Origin of the sequence: Chromatium okenii (assembly GCF_016583745.1) — a bacterium.
GTDB lineage: Bacteria > Pseudomonadota > Gammaproteobacteria > Chromatiales > Chromatiaceae > Chromatium > Chromatium okenii.
Map to the genome: position 1 here is coordinate 17,692 of NZ_NRRQ01000026.1, position 16,173 is coordinate 33,864.

Annotated in this window: 17 protein-coding genes; 15 read left to right on the forward strand and 2 right to left on the reverse strand. The window is 55.0% G+C overall.

Going from position 1 to position 16,173, the window contains the following annotated elements:
- Nucleotides 1-122: 122 nt before the first annotated feature.
- Nucleotides 123-1,787 (forward strand): DNA methyltransferase, encoded by a 1,665-nt coding sequence (locus tag CKO12_RS10390; protein ID WP_200154677.1) that lies wholly within the window; start codon nt 123-125, stop codon nt 1,785-1,787.
- Here CKO12_RS10390 and CKO12_RS10395 read toward each other — a convergent pair.
- Nucleotides 1,784-2,908 (reverse strand): glycosyltransferase, encoded by a 1,125-nt coding sequence (locus CKO12_RS10395; RefSeq protein ID WP_200154678.1) that lies wholly within the window; start codon nt 2,906-2,908, stop codon nt 1,784-1,786. The two genes, CKO12_RS10390 and CKO12_RS10395, sit on opposite strands and share 4 nt — an antisense overlap.
- A 104-nt stretch (nt 2,909-3,012) precedes the next feature.
- On the opposite strand from CKO12_RS10395, the gene CKO12_RS10400 reads away from it, so the two are divergent.
- The 14 genes from CKO12_RS10400 to CKO12_RS10465 all read left to right on the forward strand — a co-directional run bounded on the left by CKO12_RS10400 (nt 3,013) and on the right by CKO12_RS10465 (nt 14,212).
- The gene (locus CKO12_RS10400) at nt 3,013-3,576 is read left to right on the forward strand and encodes a YceD family protein (RefSeq protein ID WP_200154679.1); all 564 of its coding nucleotides are present in this window, start codon (nt 3,013-3,015) and stop codon (nt 3,574-3,576) included.
- Between the two features lie 127 nt (nt 3,577-3,703).
- A complete protein-coding gene (rpmF, locus tag CKO12_RS10405) occupies nt 3,704-3,892 on the forward strand; it encodes a 50S ribosomal protein L32 (protein WP_200154680.1) in 189 nt (62 codons plus the stop codon).
- A gap of 32 nt (nt 3,893-3,924) precedes the next feature.
- Nucleotides 3,925-4,980 carry a phosphate acyltransferase PlsX gene (gene plsX, locus CKO12_RS10410; protein ID WP_200154705.1) on the forward strand — a complete coding sequence of 352 codons (1,056 nt, stop codon included), beginning with the start codon at nt 3,925-3,927 and terminating at the stop codon, nt 4,978-4,980.
- Nucleotides 4,980-5,936 (forward strand): beta-ketoacyl-ACP synthase III, encoded by a 957-nt coding sequence (locus CKO12_RS10415; RefSeq protein WP_200154681.1) that lies wholly within the window; start codon nt 4,980-4,982, stop codon nt 5,934-5,936. Before plsX ends, CKO12_RS10415 begins: the two co-directional genes overlap by 1 nt.
- Before the next feature lie 33 nt (nt 5,937-5,969).
- Entirely contained in the window at nt 5,970-6,920 is a 951-nt protein-coding gene (fabD, locus tag CKO12_RS10420; RefSeq protein ID WP_200154682.1) for an ACP S-malonyltransferase, read from the forward strand.
- Nucleotides 6,907-7,647 carry a 3-oxoacyl-ACP reductase FabG gene (fabG, locus tag CKO12_RS10425; protein WP_200154683.1) on the forward strand — a complete coding sequence of 247 codons (741 nt, stop codon included), beginning with the start codon at nt 6,907-6,909 and terminating at the stop codon, nt 7,645-7,647. Before fabD ends, fabG begins: the two co-directional genes overlap by 14 nt.
- A gap of 109 nt (nt 7,648-7,756) precedes the next feature.
- Nucleotides 7,757-7,993, forward strand: a complete 237-nt coding sequence (acpP, locus tag CKO12_RS10430) for an acyl carrier protein (RefSeq protein ID WP_200154684.1) — start codon at nt 7,757-7,759, stop codon at nt 7,991-7,993.
- Nucleotides 7,994-8,099: 106 nt separating this feature from the next.
- Nucleotides 8,100-9,338: a beta-ketoacyl-ACP synthase II gene (gene fabF / locus CKO12_RS10435; RefSeq protein WP_200154685.1), complete on the forward strand. Its 1,239-nt coding sequence runs from the start codon at nt 8,100-8,102 to the stop codon at nt 9,336-9,338.
- Between the two features lie 45 nt (nt 9,339-9,383).
- On the forward strand, nt 9,384-10,241 hold the full coding sequence (gene pabC / locus CKO12_RS10440; RefSeq protein ID WP_200154686.1) for an aminodeoxychorismate lyase: 858 nt from the start codon (nt 9,384-9,386) through the stop codon (nt 10,239-10,241).
- Nucleotides 10,238-11,245, forward strand: coding sequence for an endolytic transglycosylase MltG (mltG, locus tag CKO12_RS10445; protein ID WP_200154687.1), 1,008 nt, complete (start codon nt 10,238-10,240; stop codon nt 11,243-11,245). The genes pabC and mltG overlap by 4 nt, the downstream gene beginning before the upstream one ends.
- Nucleotides 11,242-12,054, forward strand: a complete 813-nt coding sequence (gene tmk, locus CKO12_RS10450) for a dTMP kinase (protein ID WP_200154688.1) — start codon at nt 11,242-11,244, stop codon at nt 12,052-12,054. Before mltG ends, tmk begins: the two co-directional genes overlap by 4 nt.
- Nucleotides 12,044-13,054, forward strand: coding sequence for a DNA polymerase III subunit delta' (holB, locus tag CKO12_RS10455; protein WP_200154689.1), 1,011 nt, complete (start codon nt 12,044-12,046; stop codon nt 13,052-13,054). The genes tmk and holB overlap by 11 nt, the downstream gene beginning before the upstream one ends.
- Before the next feature lie 4 nt (nt 13,055-13,058).
- Complete coding sequence (locus CKO12_RS10460) at nt 13,059-13,418, forward strand: PilZ domain-containing protein (RefSeq protein WP_200154690.1); 360 nt, start codon at nt 13,059-13,061, stop codon at nt 13,416-13,418.
- A gap of 20 nt (nt 13,419-13,438) precedes the next feature.
- Nucleotides 13,439-14,212: a TatD family hydrolase gene (locus CKO12_RS10465; protein WP_200154691.1), complete on the forward strand. Its 774-nt coding sequence runs from the start codon at nt 13,439-13,441 to the stop codon at nt 14,210-14,212.
- 63 nt (nt 14,213-14,275) lie between these two features.
- Here CKO12_RS10465 and CKO12_RS10470 read toward each other — a convergent pair whose 3' ends face one another.
- Nucleotides 14,276-16,102, reverse strand: coding sequence for a calcium-binding protein (locus tag CKO12_RS10470; RefSeq protein ID WP_200154692.1), 1,827 nt, complete (start codon nt 16,100-16,102; stop codon nt 14,276-14,278).
- Between the last annotated feature and the right edge of the window lie 71 nt (nt 16,103-16,173).

The window sequence follows — 16,173 nt, forward strand, 5'->3', positions numbered from 1 at the left end:
CCACCTTAAGCGTGGCACAATTGCAAAAAAGTTGTCAGTTGGCACTAAAAACAACGGTTTTATCGCCAATTGACAACGCAATCAATCGCTTGCCACCTATCACGCTAGAGTGAGTCTTAACAATGAACGAACTGTATTATGGCGATAATCTGGAAGTATTGCGCAACAAAATTGCACGAGACAGCGTTGATTTGTGTTATATCGACCCACCGTTTAATTCTAAACGCAATTATTTCCAGATTTATACCAATGTCGGCACAGAAGATCAGGCGCAAGCGCAGGCGTTTATTGATACTTGGACATGGAATTTGCTGGCCGAGCAAGCCTTGCGTGAAATCATCGGCAATGACAACGGGCGCTATACGACGCAAACAGTTGAGTTGATAAAAGGACTTTATGCCGTGTTGGGTGCGGGCGGATTGATGTCTTATTTACTCAGCATGACGCAGCGGGTGAATGAGATTCAGCGCGTGTTAAAACCCACCGGCAGCTTTTATTTGCATTGCGATCCCACCGCATCGCATTATCTTAAATTGGTGTTGGATAGCGTGTTTTGTCCGCGTGGTGGGGATTATGTGAACGAGATTAGTTGGCGAAGGACAAATACGAAGAACGACTACAAACAAGGTGCGCAAAATTGGGGTAGAGTGAGAGATGTTATTTTTACCTATGCTAAAAACGCGAACTTGAAAAGAACTTTTAATCAACAATTCACAGAATATAGTGATGATTATTTAGAGAAGTTTTATAAACACCAAGATGCAGATGGACGTCGATATGCACTTGATAATCTTGCAGCTCCGGGTGCTGGGAGTCGTGGTCATCCAAGTTATGAGTTTATGGGAGTCACTAGATTTTGGCGATATAACAAGGAAAAAATGGAGCAGTTGTTAAAAGATGGAAGAATCATTCAGAGTAAAAAAGGAGCTGTGCCTAGATATAAACGCTATTTGGATGAAATGAGCGGTGTTTCCATTTGTGATGACTGGGGTGATATATCTTCAATTCAAGCTCAATCTAAAGAACGCCTCGGTTATCCCACGCAAAAGCCCGAAGCGTTATTGGAGCGCATTATTCAAGCCAGCAGCAATGAGGGCGATGTGGTGTTGGATGCGTATTGCGGCTGCGGCACGACCATTGCGGTTGCGCAACGCTTAAACCGGCAATGGATTGGGATTGATATTACTTATCAAAGTATTGCGGTGATTCTCAAGCGCATGACAGAAAAGTTTGGCGCTGAAGTTGCGAACGCAATCATATTATCTGGCATTCCCAAAGATATGGCATCCGCGCAGGCGTTGGCGCTCAAAAAAGATGATCGCTTGCGCAAAGAGTTTGAGAAGTGGGCGGTGTTGACCTACACCAATAATCAAGCTGCGATCAATGAAAAGAAAGGCGCAGATAAGGGAATTGATGGCGTTGCTTATACTGCGACTGGAAGCAATAGCAGTGAAAAGGTCGTTTTTCAGGTGAAATCTGGCAAGGTGGGACGCGGCGATATTGCGAAATTAAAAGGCGATCAAGCGCGTGAAAAAGCGGTGATGGCGTTTTTAATTACGCTGAATGAACCAACGAAAGATATGGTTGAAGAAGCGTTGATGTCTGGCATTTATCATCATCCTTTGTTGCGCCGTGATTATCCATGTATTCAAATCGTGACCATTCGCGCAATGCTGGAACAAAAGCAACGATTTGATCTGCCGCATGTGCGCGATGTATTAAAAAAATCGGAATTCGTGATTGAGGAAACGCAGCAGGAATTAACGTTAAATGACAATGACGTTTAATGCGGTTGAAATGGCGGCAAACCCAGCGCCGCTAAATACGCAGTCGTGCTGATTTCAATGTCATACGGTCGCGCCGCTAATTGTAATTCTTGCTTTGGCAACGGCTGCGCCAGCGTTGCCAACAGCGCGTCCGCCAGCGCCGGCGCATCGTTCACCGGCACCAGCCGTCCATAACGCCCATCTGCCAAAATCTCGCGGGGGCCGCTCGGACAATCGGTTGAGACGACCGGCGTGCCGACGGCTAATGCTTCAATCAAAACAAAGCCCAAACCTTCCCAGCGTGAGGCAAATGCAAACACGTCGGCATGTGCCATGTAGGCGTACAGCTCGGCGACAAAGCCCGGCAATACCACCTCGGCGGCGACGCCCAACGCCGCTGCCTGCGCCAGCAACCGTTCTCGCGCTGCGCCGCGTCCGACAATCATCAACCGACATTGGCGCTGCGCTCGCAGGCGGGCGAAAGCGTCAAGCAGCGTGTCAAATCCTTTGCGATGACAGAGTTCACCGGCGCTGAGAATCAGCGGCCAGTCTGGCTGCCCCAACCAAGGATGCGGCGGACGCGGCAGCGTGGTCGTGAACAGCTCCGCTGGAATCACCGGCGAGGGCACCACGCGGATGCGTTCTCGCGCCAGCCCGGTGTAATGCGCCATGTCGTCAGCGACGCCGGCGCTGGTCACAATCACTTGATCTGCCAACGGATACAGCCGTCCCATCGACGCCCGCTGCATCCAGCGTTCCACCGCGCCCCGCGTGGCGAGATCAATCGAAATTGTCGTGCCCGAACTGAACACCAACCGCGTCGGCACTCGCGCCAACGTTCGCGCCAACAACGCCGTGCGATTGACGCGATCTTTATCCGACAACAGCACAACGGGACGCTCGCGCCGCAGATAACGCACGAGCGCCGGCACGCTGGCATAAGTGTGGCTGACGCCGAGATCGATCACGCGCACTCGCGGCGGCAACGGTTCGCGCAAATACGGGCCATGCTGGCGCACCTTGAGCACGTCGACCTGATAGCCGCGCCCTGCCAAGGCGGGAATGAGATGGGCGGCAGCGCGATCAACGCCGCTGTGACCGGAGGTGGAGAAAAAACAGGCGATGCGGGTTGAGTCGGTCATGGTGCAGCCAGAAGTGAATTGCAAACTCAATGGTCTCATTATCGTGAAGATGACAGTAACAGCAATTGACGTAATCGCTGCCAATCGGTTAGATTTACGCGCTTATGTCAACCGGATTACCCGAATCTCTTGATCCTTGGCGAGCGGCACGCAGCGGTCTTTTATTGACTGGTGAAGTGGCGCTCAGTGCGTTTGCGCGATTAAGCGACGTCATTGTCAGCTCTGCCGCTTGTGCCCGCGTTGTGCAATATCAATTGCAATTCGCGCGTGATAGTCAAGGGCGATTTCTGCTCACGGGACGCATTCAAACGCAATTGCCGCTGCAATGCCAACGCTGTTTTGGAGTGGTTGACGTTGCAATTGATGTGCCGGTGCAATTGGCATTAGTAAAAACGGAAGCTGCCGCTGAAGCCTTGCCCACCGCGCTGGAACCGTTGTTGGTTAATGATGATGTAGTGGAACCGTTGTTAGTGATTGAAGATGAATTGTTATTGGCACTGCCAATTGTTGCGCGTCATCAAGATGGTGATTGCCAACCGCCCATCGCAGCCGCAATTCATCATTCGCCACTTGCAGAAAAAATACCGGAACCCGCGCAACTCGCACCCAATCCGTTTGCTATTTTGCGCACGCTCAAATCCAAGCCAACACCTGATGATACTGAATGAAATGCGCGATGCAGAGAATACTGATCGCGGTGCCGTAACAGGATGTTAAATCCTGTTTTTTTAATACACGTTATGCACGCATTTTTATTGGCATTCACCACTTCAATGCGCTGCGCGGAGAACTCAAATGGCCGTCCAACAGAATCGTAAAACCCCGTCCAAACGCGGAATGCGCCGCGCTCACGATGCGCTCACCAAGCCCACGTTGTCGGTTGATCCGACCAGCGGCGAAACCCATCGCCGTCATCACATCACTGCTGATGGTTTTTATCGCGGGCGCAAGGTGATTGATAAGGCTGCGGAAGCAGTTGAGTGAGTCAATCCAGTCGTAGCGGCATTGTGCATTTAATGCGTTCTCGTCACGACAACACCCCCGCCGCGCCGCCCTGCACCATCGCTTTAGATGTGATGGGCGGCGATCACGGCCCGCAGGTCGTGGTGCCAGCGGCGCTGCGGTTTCATGCGGACAATCCGCACGTCACCTTGATTCTGGTCGGTCAACCGGAGCAGATCGCGCCCCATCTCGGCGCAGTCACTCACGAGCGTTTGCGCGTGCATCCGGCAACGCAAACGGTGGCGATGGATGAGTCGCCTGCCAAAGCGTTGCGCAATAAAAAAGATTCCTCGATGCGCGTCGCCATTGATCTGGTGAAAGACGGTGTGGCGGATGCCTGCGTCAGCGCCGGCAACACCGGGGCGCTGATGGCAACGGCGCGTTTCGTCCTCAAAATGCTGCCGAATGTGGATCGCCCGGCGATTATCACGGCCGTGCCGTCGATTTACGGACACACCCACATGCTTGATCTCGGCGCGAATGTCGATTGCACCGCCGAGCATCTCTTTCAGTTTGCGGTGATGGGCAGCGAATTGGTGGCGGCAGTTGATGGCATTGCCAGCCCGCGAGTGGCGCTGCTCAACATCGGACAGGAAGACATCAAGGGCAACGATCAAGTCAAGCAGGCGCACGAACTGCTGGCGCATAGCGGCTTGAATTACATCGGTTATGTTGAAGGCGACGGCATCTTTTTGAGCGATCTTGATCTGGTCGTGTCCGACGGATTTGTCGGCAATGTCGCGCTCAAATGCAGCGAAGGGGTGGCCAAATTCGTGCGCCATTCGCTCACCGCGCAGTTCAAACGGACGTGGTGGACGCGCTTGGCAGGTTTGGCGGCACTGCCGATTCTCAAAAGTTTTCGCCGCACGATGGACCCGCGTCGTTACAACGGCGCCAGCCTGCTCGGGCTGCGCGGCATCGTGATTAAAAGTCATGGCGGTGCCGACGTGCTCGCCTTTGAAAACGCCATTTATATTGCCGAAAAAGAAATCCGCGCCAACATCCCGCAGCGCATCAGCGAGCAGGTCGGTCGTCATCTCGGCAGCGCACAACACAGGGAAATCGCCTGATGCAGTATTCACGGGTGCTTGGTACGGGGAGCTATCTGCCATCGCGGGTGATGACTAACGCGGATTTGGAGTCGATTGTTGACACCAGCGCCAGTTGGATTCTGGAGCGCACCGGCATTGAGAAGCGCCATCTCGTTGGCGACACCGAGACGTGCTGCGATCTTGCTGAGGCGGCAGCGCGGAATGCGTTGGATGCAGCGGGGATTGCGGCAACTGAGCTTGATTTGATTCTGGTGGCGACCACCACGCCCGATCAGTTTTTCCCTAGCACCGCCTGTTTATTGCAGCAACGGCTTGATGTTCACGGCTGCGCGGCGTTTGATTTGCAGGCCGTGTGCGCCGGTTTCGTGTATGCGCTGGATGTGGCGGATAAATTCATCCGCACGGGCGCGGCAAAACACGTTCTCGTCGTCGGCGCAGAAACCATTTCACGGGTGCTGGATTGGACGGATCGCACCACCTGCGTGTTATTCGGCGATGGCGCGGGCGCAGTCGTTCTCGGCGCGGCGGATGAGCCGGGCATTATTTCCAGCCATTTACACGCCGACGGTGCTTATAAAGAGTTGCTGCAAATTCCCGGCGGGCACGGCAACGGTCGTCCCGAAGCTGCGTTTATGGAAATGAAGGGCAACGAGGTGTTTCGGATCGCCGTCACCACGCTGGGGCGGATTGTGGAGGAAACACTGGAAGCTAACGGCTTGACCCGCGACGACATTGATTGGCTGATTCCGCATCAGGCCAATATCCGCATCATTCAAGCCACTGCCCGCAAGCTGGATTTGCCGCTGGAGCGCGTGATCATCACCGTCGCTGAACACGGCAATACGTCGTCGGCATCGATTCCGCTGGCGTTCGATCAAGCGGTGCGCGATGGGCGCATTCAGCGCGGTCAGACGGTGTTAATGGAAGCATTTGGCGGCGGCTTTACTTGGGGCTCGGTGTTGCTCCGTTATTAACTTTTTGATTTTTATACAGACAGCACATTGTTCATGGCTCACCCACCTGCAATTTTTTTCCCCGGGCAAGGCTCGCAAACCGTCGGAATGCTTGATGCCCTCGCCGCCGTTTATCCCAGTGTGCAGCACACCTTTGAAGAGGCGTCTGATGCGCTGAGTCGGAATCTGTGGCACCTCGTCACTCAAGGCTCCAAAGAGGAGATCGACCAAACCGCAAACACGCAGCCGGTGATGTTGACGGCGGGTGTGGCGGTGTGGCGGGTGTGGCAAGCGCAGACCGCGCAACCCGTCGCGCTCATGGCGGGACACAGTTTGGGCGAATACTCGGCGCTGGTTGCTGCGGGCGCGTTAGCCTTTGCTGATGCGGTGCGCTTGGCTGCCGAGCGAGCGCAATTCATGCAGGAAGCAGTGCCGGCTGGTGAGGGTGCGATGGCGGCGGTGCTGGGTTTGAGCGATGAACAGGTGATCGCGCTCTGCGCAGAACAGGCACAAGGCGCGGTACTGGCAGCGGTCAATTTCAATTCCATCGGTCAGGTCGTGATTGCTGGCGCAACGGCGGCAGTGAATCGTGCCGTCGCAGCCGCCAAGGGTGCTGGCGCGAAGAAGGCGATGCTGCTGCCGGTGAGTGTGCCATCGCATTGCGATCTGATGCGTCCGGCAGCCGAGCGGTTAGCCGAGCGGCTGGCCGCAGTGCCGCTGACGCTGCCGACGGTGCCGGTGTTGCACAATGTCAGCGTGACTGCCGCTGCCGACGTGAACGCGCTGCGCGAGTTGCTGGTGCAGCAGTTGTATCGTCCGGTGCGCTGGGTGGAGACGGTGCGAGCGGTGACGGCGCAGGGCGTGACGCTGGCGCTGGAATGCGGTCCCGGTAAGGTGTTGACGGGTTTGTGTAAACGCATTGATGACAACTTGACGACGCTGCCGGTCTTCGATCCGAAGACGCTGGATGTGGCGCTGGAGATGATGGCTCATGTTGAACGGTGAAATTGCATTGGTGACGGGCGCGTCGCGGGGCATCGGGCGGGCGCTGTTGCTGGCGCTGGCAGCGCAAGGTGCGACGGTGGTGGGCACGGCGACGACAGATGCTGGTGCTGCGGGAATTACGCAGGCGTTGAGCGATGCGGGTTATATCGGCGGCGGGCTGGTGCTGAATGTTGGCGAGCAGGCGTCGGTGGATGCGCTGCTCGCGCAGATGACTGCGCAGTTTGGTGCGCCTACGATTCTGGTCAATAACGCGGGCATTACTCGTGATAACTTATTGATGCGGATGAAAAATGATGAGTGGGATGCGGTGATTGATACCAATCTCACGTCGGTTTATCGGTTATCAAAAGCCTGTCTGCGCGGGATGACCAAGGCGCGGAAAGGGCGGATTATCAACATCACGTCGGTGATTGGCGCGACGGGCAACGCCGGTCAGACCAATTATGCGGCGGCGAAAGCGGGCATGATCGGTTTTACCAAGGCGCTGGCGCGGGAGGTCGGTTCGCGGGCAATTACGGTGAATTGCGTTGCGCCGGGCTTTATTGATACCGATATGACCCGCGCTTTGCCGGAGGCGCAGCGCGAGGGGTTGCTGGGTTCGATTCCGTTGGGGCGGTTGGGACAACCGGAAGAAATTGCTGGCGCGGTGGTGTTTTTGGCGTCAGCGGCGGCGGCGTATATCACGGGCGAGACCTTGCATGTGAATGGCGGAATGCACATGGGTTGAGCGGGCGGGCGCGGTGATATTGATCGCAGCTTTCATCGCTTGTCGTTTGTCACTAGAATGCAGCGTGATCCCGTGAGGATCATTTTTTTCACTTGGAGAAGTCATTTTTATGAGTAGCGTTGAAGAGCGGGTGCGCAAAATCGTTATTGAGCAATTAAGCGTCAAAGAAGAAGAAGTGACTCCAGAAGCGTCTTTCGTTGACGATCTGGGCGCGGATTCTCTTGATACCGTTGAATTGGTGATGGCGCTGGAAGAAGCGTTTGAAACCGAGATTCCAGACGAAGATGCTGAGAAGATCACGACGGTTCAACAGGCTATTAACTACATCAACGCACATAAGGCATAACAGTTTCTTATGTCGAAATGCGCCAGAGGATGCCTTTTCATAAGGCATCACCTGCCGCGCAGTCTGGGCGCGTCGATGGTGGCGTTCTGAACGATAGAGGTACGTAATGACAGGCAGAAGGGTAGTCGTCACTGGGTTGGGCCTTGTAGCTCCGGTTGGTCTGGACGTGAAGTCTGCATGGGACAGCATCTTGGCCGGCAGGAGTGGGATTAAACCGATTACCCACTTCGATATCGCACCGTTCAGCACCCGCTTCGGCGGGCCGATTTATGGCTTTGATCCGGGGGAATTTATCTCGGAAAAAGAAGCGAAAAAAATGGATAAGTTTATTCATTACGGCATGGTTGCTGGCTGTCGGGCGATTGCTGATTCTGGATTAGTGATTGATGATTCTAATCGGCGGCGGATTGGGGTTGCGATTGGATCAGGAATTGGCGGTATTACCGGCATTGAAAACAATTACCAAGCCTATCAAGACAAAGGGCCGCGCCGAATTTCACCATTCTTTGTACCGGCAAATATCATCAATATGGTCGCCGGTAATTTATCAATTAAATTTGGCTTAAAAGGGCCGAATTATTCCATCGTCTCGGCGTGTAGCACCGGTTCCCACAATATCGGCGAAGCGGCCATTATGATTCGTCATGGCTATGTCGATGTCATGGTTGCTGGCGGCGCAGAAATGGCCACTTCACCAGTCGGACTCGGCGGTTTTGCGGCAGCGCGGGCGTTATCGAGTCGCAACGATGATCCCGAAGGTGCCAGCCGTCCGTTTGATAAAGACCGCGATGGTTTTGTATTGAGCGACGGTGCAGGCGTGATGGTGTTGGAAGAGTACGAACACGCCAAAGCACGGGGCGCGACCATTTACGCCGAACTCGCTGGCGTGGGCATGAATTCTGATGCTTATCACATGACCGCCCCTTCTGAAGATGGCGCTGGTGCGTGCGACTGCATGTTGCTGGCGCTTAACGATGCCGGTTTCAACACCGATCAGGTGGATTACATCAACGCGCATGGCACCTCCACCGTTGCGGGCGACATCGCCGAAACGATGGCGATTAAACGCGCTTTTGGCGACCACGCTTACAAACTGGCGGTCAGTTCCACCAAGTCGATGACCGGGCACATGCTGGGCGCAGCGGGCGGCGCTGAGGCGATTTTCACGGTGTTGGCGATCCGCGATCAAACCGCACCGCCGACGATCAATTACCACACGCCCGACCCGGCTTGCGATCTCGACTGCGTGCCCAACACGGCGCGAGAAATGCCAATCACCATCGCCATGTCGAACTCGTTTGGCTTCGGCGGCACCAACGGCACCCTCGTGTTTCGGCGGCTCTGAGCGCCAGCAGTTATCGCTTGGTTGAAACCTAACCCAATGGTTTCAATGCACAACACTCCCGCAGCAGGCACTGACCCGCTGCGGGTTTTTATTGATGGTCAGCCGCAACACCAGCTCCCCGTCACCGAGCGCGGGCTGCACTACGGCGATGGGCTGTTTGAAACCCTCCTGCTTCACAACGGCCAACTGTGTCAATGGACGCGGCATCTGCACCGTCTCAGCGTTGGCGCAGCGCGGCTCGGCATTCCACTGCCGGACGTGGCGCAACTGACCGCTGAACTGTTTGAATTCACACAGAATATCAACAGCGGCGTGGTGAAGCTGATCCTGACTCGCGGCAGCGGTGGACGCGGTTATCGCCCCCCGCAGCAACCCACACCGCACCGGATTCTGTTGCTCTATCCGTTGCCACCCGCGCCAGCAGCCGCGTGGTCAGATGGCATCGTCGCTCGCCACTGTCACACGCCAGCTTCCAGCAATCCCGCGCTTGCCGGTCTCAAACATCTCAACCGTTTAGATGCCGTGCTGGCGCGACGCGAATGGGACGATCCGGCAATCAGCGAGGGCGTGATGTGTGATCCGCAGGGCGCAGTGGTCGGCGGCACCATGAGCAATTTGTTCGTCTGGACGGATGAACGCTTGCTCACGCCGCCGGTGACGCACAGCGGTATTGCTGGAACCTGTCGCGCTGTAACGCTTGAATTTGCAGCACAATTCGGCATCACCTGCGCAGAAGCACCGCTCACGCTGACCGCGCTGACCAGCGCCAGCGGCTTATTTTTCACCAACGCCATCATCGGCGTTTGGCCAGTGCGCGAACTCGCCGGACGGCAGTACGACCGCAGCGCCTTGCCCGTCGCGCTGTTGACTGCCGTGCGCCTCGCCGCGCAGTCACCGACATGAACCGCCGCTGGCTCAAGATTGCAGCGGCGGTGCTGGCGCTGAATCTGCTCATCAGTATCGTCATCAACGACTATCGCCAATTTCTCGCCACGCCGCTGCCGACGCCCGTCTCGCGTATTGACATCGAGCGCGGGCAGTCACTGCACGCGGTCGCAGCGCAGTTGACGGCGCTGGGTGTGCTCAAACATCCCTATTATTTCATGCTGTTAGCGTATTGGCAGGGCGATCAAACCCGCATCAAAGCTGGTGAATTTGCGTTGACACCGGAGCTGACGCCGGCGCACTTGCTCACGCGGCTGACTGGCGGGCAAGTGATTGAATATACGGTGACTTTGATTGAAGGGCGCACGGTGCGGCAGGCGCTCGCCGCCATTGACGCGCATCCGCAACTGCGCGGCGCACCGCTGGCACCGCAGAGCGACGCCGAGGTGCTGCGCCAGTTGGGACGAGCGGAGATGCCGCTGGAAGGGCGTTTATTTCCAGATACTTATCGCTTTCCCGCGCAGACCGAGCGGCTGGCGGTGGTGCGGCGGGCGCTGGCGCGGATGGAGCAGATTTTGGCGGCAGAATGGGCGCAACGTCACCCGGAGCTGGCGCTGACCACGCCGGACGAGGCGCTGATTTTGGCGTCAATTATCGAAAAGGAAACCGGCAAGGCGTCGGAACGCGCCCGCATCAGCGGCGTATTTCAGCGGCGGCTGCGGCTGGGAATGCGGCTGCAAACGGATCCGACCGTGATTTATGGGCTGGGCGAGCGTTATGACGGCAACATCAGCCGCGCCGATTTGCGCGATGTCAATCCATATAACACTTATGTCATCAATGGCTTACCGCCGACGCCGATTGCGTTGCCGGGACGCGCTGCGATTCATGCTGCGCTGCATCCCAGTGCTGACGATAGCCTGTATTTTGTGGCGACCGGCGCGGGTGGCCATGTCTTTTCGCGGACGCTCGACGAACACAATCAAGCGGTGCGGCGCTACATTTTGGATAAAAAACAATGAGTTCTATCTCACAAATCCCCCCCGCCCCCCTTTTTCAAAGGGGGGAGAACTGCGTTGAAAATTCCCCGTTGGAGAAGGATTGCATCAAAAATCCCCCACTGAAAAAAAAACACCTTAAAAGCCCCCCTTTGAAAAAGGGGGGTTGGGGGGATTTAAGCGCCCCCGGGCGCTTCATCACCCTCGAAGGGATTGAAGGTGCGGGCAAATCCACGCAGGTCGCCCCGCTCGCGCAGTTTTTGGAACAGCGCGGCTATCGTTGCGTGACCACCCGCGAGCCGGGCGGTTCAGCCAATGCCGAGCGCATCCGCGAGGTGCTGCTTGATCCGCGCAACAGCGGCATGACGGCGACGGCGGAATTGCTCCTGATGTTTGCAGCCCGCGCCGAACACCTCGCGCACACGATTTGCCCGGCGCTGGCGGCGGGGCAATGGGTAATTTGCGACCGTTTCACTGACGCCACCTACGCCTATCAAGGCGGCGGACGCGGCGTCGCACCCGCGCAGATCGCAGCTTTGGAAACGCTGGTGCAGGGCGACTTGCGCCCAGATTTAACGCTGCTGTTTGATGTCGCACCCGCCGTCGGTTTGGCGCGAGCACGAGCCCGACGAGTGGGTGCGGCGGATCGGTTTGAACAGGAAGCGGAAATCTTTTTTGCTGCCGTCCGCGCCGCTTATCTGGCACGAGCGCAGGCAGAGCCAGCGCGGTATCGCCTCATCGACGCCAGCGCCGCGCCCGCTGTCGTCACCGCGCAAATCAACGATTATCTCACTGATTTTATTGCTAAAAGCGAATCACAAAATGCGCCTTGAACCCTTACCACCGTGGTTGCATGAGATTTGGGCACGGCTGCAAGCAGCCCGCGCTGCCGAGCGCCTCGTGCACGGCTTGCTGATTACCGGCGCTCGCGGCGTGGGCAAGCGCCAGCTGGCCGCCCATTTCGCCCACTCGCTGCTGTGTACAGCGCGGCTGGCGGATGGGTTTGCCTGCGGACGCTGCGCGGATTGCCAACTGCTCGCGGCGGGCAATCATCCTGATTTGATCCAAATTGGCCCCGATCCAGACAGCAAATCCGACACGATCACGATTGATACCATTCGTGTTTTTACCGGGCGCGAGGCGCTGACGCCGAGTCGGGCGGCGTGGAAAATTGCGTTGATTGATCCGGCGGATCGCCTCAACACCGCCGCCGCCAATGCGCTACTCAAAACGCTGGAGGAACCGGCGGGGCGCACGATTTTGTGCTTGATCGGCGAGCGCAGCGGACAGTTACCGGCGACGATCCGCAGTCGCTGCCAACAACTCAAGGTGCCGCTGCCGGCGGAGGCGGAGGCGCTGGCGTGGTTACAGCGCCACAGTCAACAGCGCGATCTGGCACTGCGCCTGCGGCTGGCGCACGGAGCGCCGCTGCTGGCGCTGAGTGGTTATGACGACGCACTGCTGGCGCAGCGCCGCGACTGCTTGAATGGATTTTTGGCGCTGGCGGCCGGCACCCGCGATCCGGTGCGCGAGGCCGCCGCGTGGCACACGGTGGGCGCAGCGCAGCTATTGGATTGGCTGGCGGGCTGGCTGTGCGATTTATTGCGGCTGCATGTGAGCGTCGCGCCGCCGCGCTTAAATAATCCAGATCGGCGCGATGAATTTGCGTCATTAGCGACGCGCTTTAATGCGGCAGATGCGCATCGTTTTTTGCAGCAAATTTTCACTGCACGTCAACAATTAGCGGCGAATATCAATCCACAATTGTTATTAGAAGCGCTGGCGCTTGATTGGGCACGTTGCAATCACGCAGTGCGACAGCGGAGAAATTAACAGCATGTCAACTCCAAGTTCATTAGGCGGTCAGCAACGCATTCTCAGCTTTGCGATTAAAGATAAAAGTGCGCTGTATTTATCTTACATGCCATATATTAAAAATGGCGGGTTGTTTATTCCGACAACTAAAAACTATCAACTCGGCGATGAAATTTTTTTGTTGCTGCAATTGATGGAAGAAGTTGACCGTTTACCTGTTGCAGGCAAAGTGATCTGGGTGACGCCGCCGGGCGCAGAAGGGAATCGTTCTATCGGCGTTGGGGTGCAATTTAGTGAACAAGATAAAGGTGGCGCACGACGTAAAATTGAGGCTTATTTAGCTGGCACCAGTAATTCTGATCGTCCCACGCACACGATGTAATTTCAGGTTTTAGAACTGCCATGTTAATCGACTCCCACTGCCATTTAGACCGCATTGATTTAACGCCCTATAACGGCGATTTTGCGCGTTTTATTGCACAATGCACTGCTGCTGACGTAACACAAATGCTCTGCGTTGCGATTGACCTTGAGCATTATCCAGCGATGCGACAATTGATTGATCCATTTCCGCAGATTGCAGTTTCCGTTGGCGTTCATCCCAATCACGACAGCACTTTTCAAGTGACAGTTGCAGAATTAGTTGTATTAGCGACTGATGCGCGTTGTGTGGCAATTGGTGAAACCGGATTGGATTATTATCGCAGCAGCGGCGATTTAACTTGGCAGCATGAACGGTTTCGCATTCATATTGCCGCAGCGCGGGCTTGCGGTAAACCGTTGATTATTCATAACCGCGAGGCGGGCGCTGACATTATTCGCGTATTAACTGAGGAACGCGCCAATGCGATTGGCGGCGTGATTCATTGCTTTACAGACAGTTGGGAGATTGCCGAGCTGGGATTGGAATTAGGGTTTTATATTTCATTTTCTGGCGTGGTGACATTCAAAACTGCTGAGGCTTTGCGCGAAGTAGCGCGGCGGGTTCCATTAGAGCGGATTTTAATGGAAACCGACGCACCTTATTTAGCACCAACACCCCATCGCGGCAAACCCAATTCACCACATTTTATACCGCTCATTGCCCAGTGTTTAGCAGATATTCATCAAATGACATTGCCGGAATTTGCTGCCGTTGTGCGGGAAAATTATCAACGGTTATTTCATATTTATTAAAAGCGTAGGTTGGGTTGCCGCTGTTGGCAACCCAGCTTTTTTCAACTGCATCAATTCTAATTCTTACATGATAATAAAATCAGCAGCATCTAACTTTGGAGCACCAGAAATGATGGCAAATTGAATTGCAGCAGTACTGCCAGAACCGTCGGCGTCATACCAAAGATTGCCATTATCAGTGTCATACACAATAAAATCATTAGCGTCTTTAGCAATGCCGGTGGTATTGGCATAGAAATTGTCTGCATCAAGCCCGCCAGTCGTTTTTAATCGGGTAAAAATCGCGTTATCTAATTCGATTACATCATAAGCATGACTGAAATCAGTAATGGTATCAACGTTGCCGGCTTTGAGCACACTATCAAAACGGAAGGTGTCAATTTCTGCACCACCGGTCAGCTTATCATTGCCACCATTGCCAGCCAGCATATTCGCGCCATTGCTACCAGTTAATGTGTCATCGAAATGTGAGCCAGTGAGGTTTTCAATTGCAATCAAGCGATCATTTCCAGAACCGCCAGTGATTTGTGTTGCAGTGATAGCGAGGCTAACAGTAACGGCTTTCATTGCCGTGTTGTAAACAACCGTATCAATGCCCGCACCGCCGTCAATGACGTTGTTGCCTGCGCTCACAGTCAAAAAATTATTAAGCGCATTGCCGGTGAGATCAGAGGGTCCAATTCTGACAATGCGTCCGTTTTCAACATTGGCAGCCAAGGTGTAGCTGGGCAGACTGCTGGCAACTATATCGATGCCACCCGCGCCGGTTTCGACCACCACATCGCCAATGTTATCAACGAAATAGATGTCATTACCTGCCCCGCCAATCATGCTGTCGGCACCTGCACCACCGGCGAGAATGTCATTGCCTGCCCCGCCATCGAGCGTGTCGTTGCCGGCAAAACTGGATAATTGATCGTTGCCATCCAGACCGCTTAATAGATCGTTACTAGCGACGTTGACATCGCTTTTCAGCGTGTCATTGCCAGTCGTGCCGATGATCAAATTCTCAAGCGCCGCTTCAATGTTGAAAGTGAGCGTGGCGGCCGAAGTAGATAGCGCGACGCCATCACTGACTTTGAAACTGAAATTTACCTTGCCGCTGGGCGGAGCAGTAAAGACCAAACCATCGGCAGCAATATCAGTGGCGGTGATTTCTTGATTGCGGGTGACTGCTGCGCCATCCAACGTAAGGCTGCCGGTCGCTGGCAAACTGGTGATGGTGACGGATTGCAGGGTATCGCTGGGATCAGCGTCACCAAATCCAAAGTCGGCAAGCGTCAGGATCGTGGCGGTATTGGCGCTGGCGGTGAGCGTTTGATTGCTGGCAGTAGGCGCGTGATTGTCTGAAGTTCCACCGCCGCCTGTGAAATTCAATGCCGCGAATTGTTCGTCAGACAGCGTATCAACTTGCGCTACGGTTAGACTTTGAATCGCAGGAAAATTCAGTGCGGAAATCTGCGTCGTGGTCAGACTGGGAATAACTTCAATAGAAATTGCCGGAATTTGTGTTGCGGTTAGTTGTGCAATTTCAGCAGTCGTTAATCCAGATATTTGTGTCGAAGTCAGAGCTTTGATGTGGGCGTTATCAATACCAGCAATTTCACTGGTTGCAATAAAACTGATTTGTACACTGGTTAATGCTGCAAAAGTCGCGGTTGCCAACTGATTTAACTGGGTTGAACTTAACGCCGCTACTGCGACATTGGTCAACCCAGTGATTTGCGTAGCGGAAAATGCTTCAAATTGACCGTCACTGGGATTCAAATCCATCGCATCGATCATCGCGGCAGTCAACGCGGCGACGTCTGCGGTTTGGAAACCAGCGATTTGACTGCTTTTGAGCGCAGCAATTCTGGTGGGACTCATGGTGGAAATAATAGAAGCCATGTCAACATCCTATAGAAAGAAATTGATGAGCACCGTAGGTTGGGTTGCCGCAGTTAGCAACCCAACAATCC

Coding starts and splice junctions, on each gene's coding strand:
- CKO12_RS10390 (WP_200154677.1), top strand. CDS start 123: ATGAACGAACTGTATTATGGCGATAATCTGGAAGTATTGCGCAACAAA.
- CKO12_RS10395 (WP_200154678.1), bottom strand. CDS start 2,908: ATGACCGACTCAACCCGCATCGCCTGTTTTTTCTCCACCTCCGGTCAC.
- CKO12_RS10400 (WP_200154679.1), top strand. CDS start 3,013: ATGTCAACCGGATTACCCGAATCTCTTGATCCTTGGCGAGCGGCACGC.
- rpmF (WP_200154680.1), top strand. CDS start 3,704: ATGGCCGTCCAACAGAATCGTAAAACCCCGTCCAAACGCGGAATGCGC.
- plsX (WP_200154705.1), top strand. CDS start 3,925: ATGCGTTCTCGTCACGACAACACCCCCGCCGCGCCGCCCTGCACCATC.
- CKO12_RS10415 (WP_200154681.1), top strand. CDS start 4,980: ATGCAGTATTCACGGGTGCTTGGTACGGGGAGCTATCTGCCATCGCGG.
- fabD (WP_200154682.1), top strand. CDS start 5,970: ATGGCTCACCCACCTGCAATTTTTTTCCCCGGGCAAGGCTCGCAAACC.
- fabG (WP_200154683.1), top strand. CDS start 6,907: ATGTTGAACGGTGAAATTGCATTGGTGACGGGCGCGTCGCGGGGCATC.
- acpP (WP_200154684.1), top strand. CDS start 7,757: ATGAGTAGCGTTGAAGAGCGGGTGCGCAAAATCGTTATTGAGCAATTA.
- fabF (WP_200154685.1), top strand. CDS start 8,100: ATGACAGGCAGAAGGGTAGTCGTCACTGGGTTGGGCCTTGTAGCTCCG.
- pabC (WP_200154686.1), top strand. CDS start 9,384: ATGCACAACACTCCCGCAGCAGGCACTGACCCGCTGCGGGTTTTTATT.
- mltG (WP_200154687.1), top strand. CDS start 10,238: ATGAACCGCCGCTGGCTCAAGATTGCAGCGGCGGTGCTGGCGCTGAAT.
- tmk (WP_200154688.1), top strand. CDS start 11,242: ATGAGTTCTATCTCACAAATCCCCCCCGCCCCCCTTTTTCAAAGGGGG.
- holB (WP_200154689.1), top strand. CDS start 12,044: ATGCGCCTTGAACCCTTACCACCGTGGTTGCATGAGATTTGGGCACGG.
- CKO12_RS10460 (WP_200154690.1), top strand. CDS start 13,059: ATGTCAACTCCAAGTTCATTAGGCGGTCAGCAACGCATTCTCAGCTTT.
- CKO12_RS10465 (WP_200154691.1), top strand. CDS start 13,439: ATGTTAATCGACTCCCACTGCCATTTAGACCGCATTGATTTAACGCCC.
- CKO12_RS10470 (WP_200154692.1), bottom strand. CDS start 16,102: ATGGCTTCTATTATTTCCACCATGAGTCCCACCAGAATTGCTGCGCTC.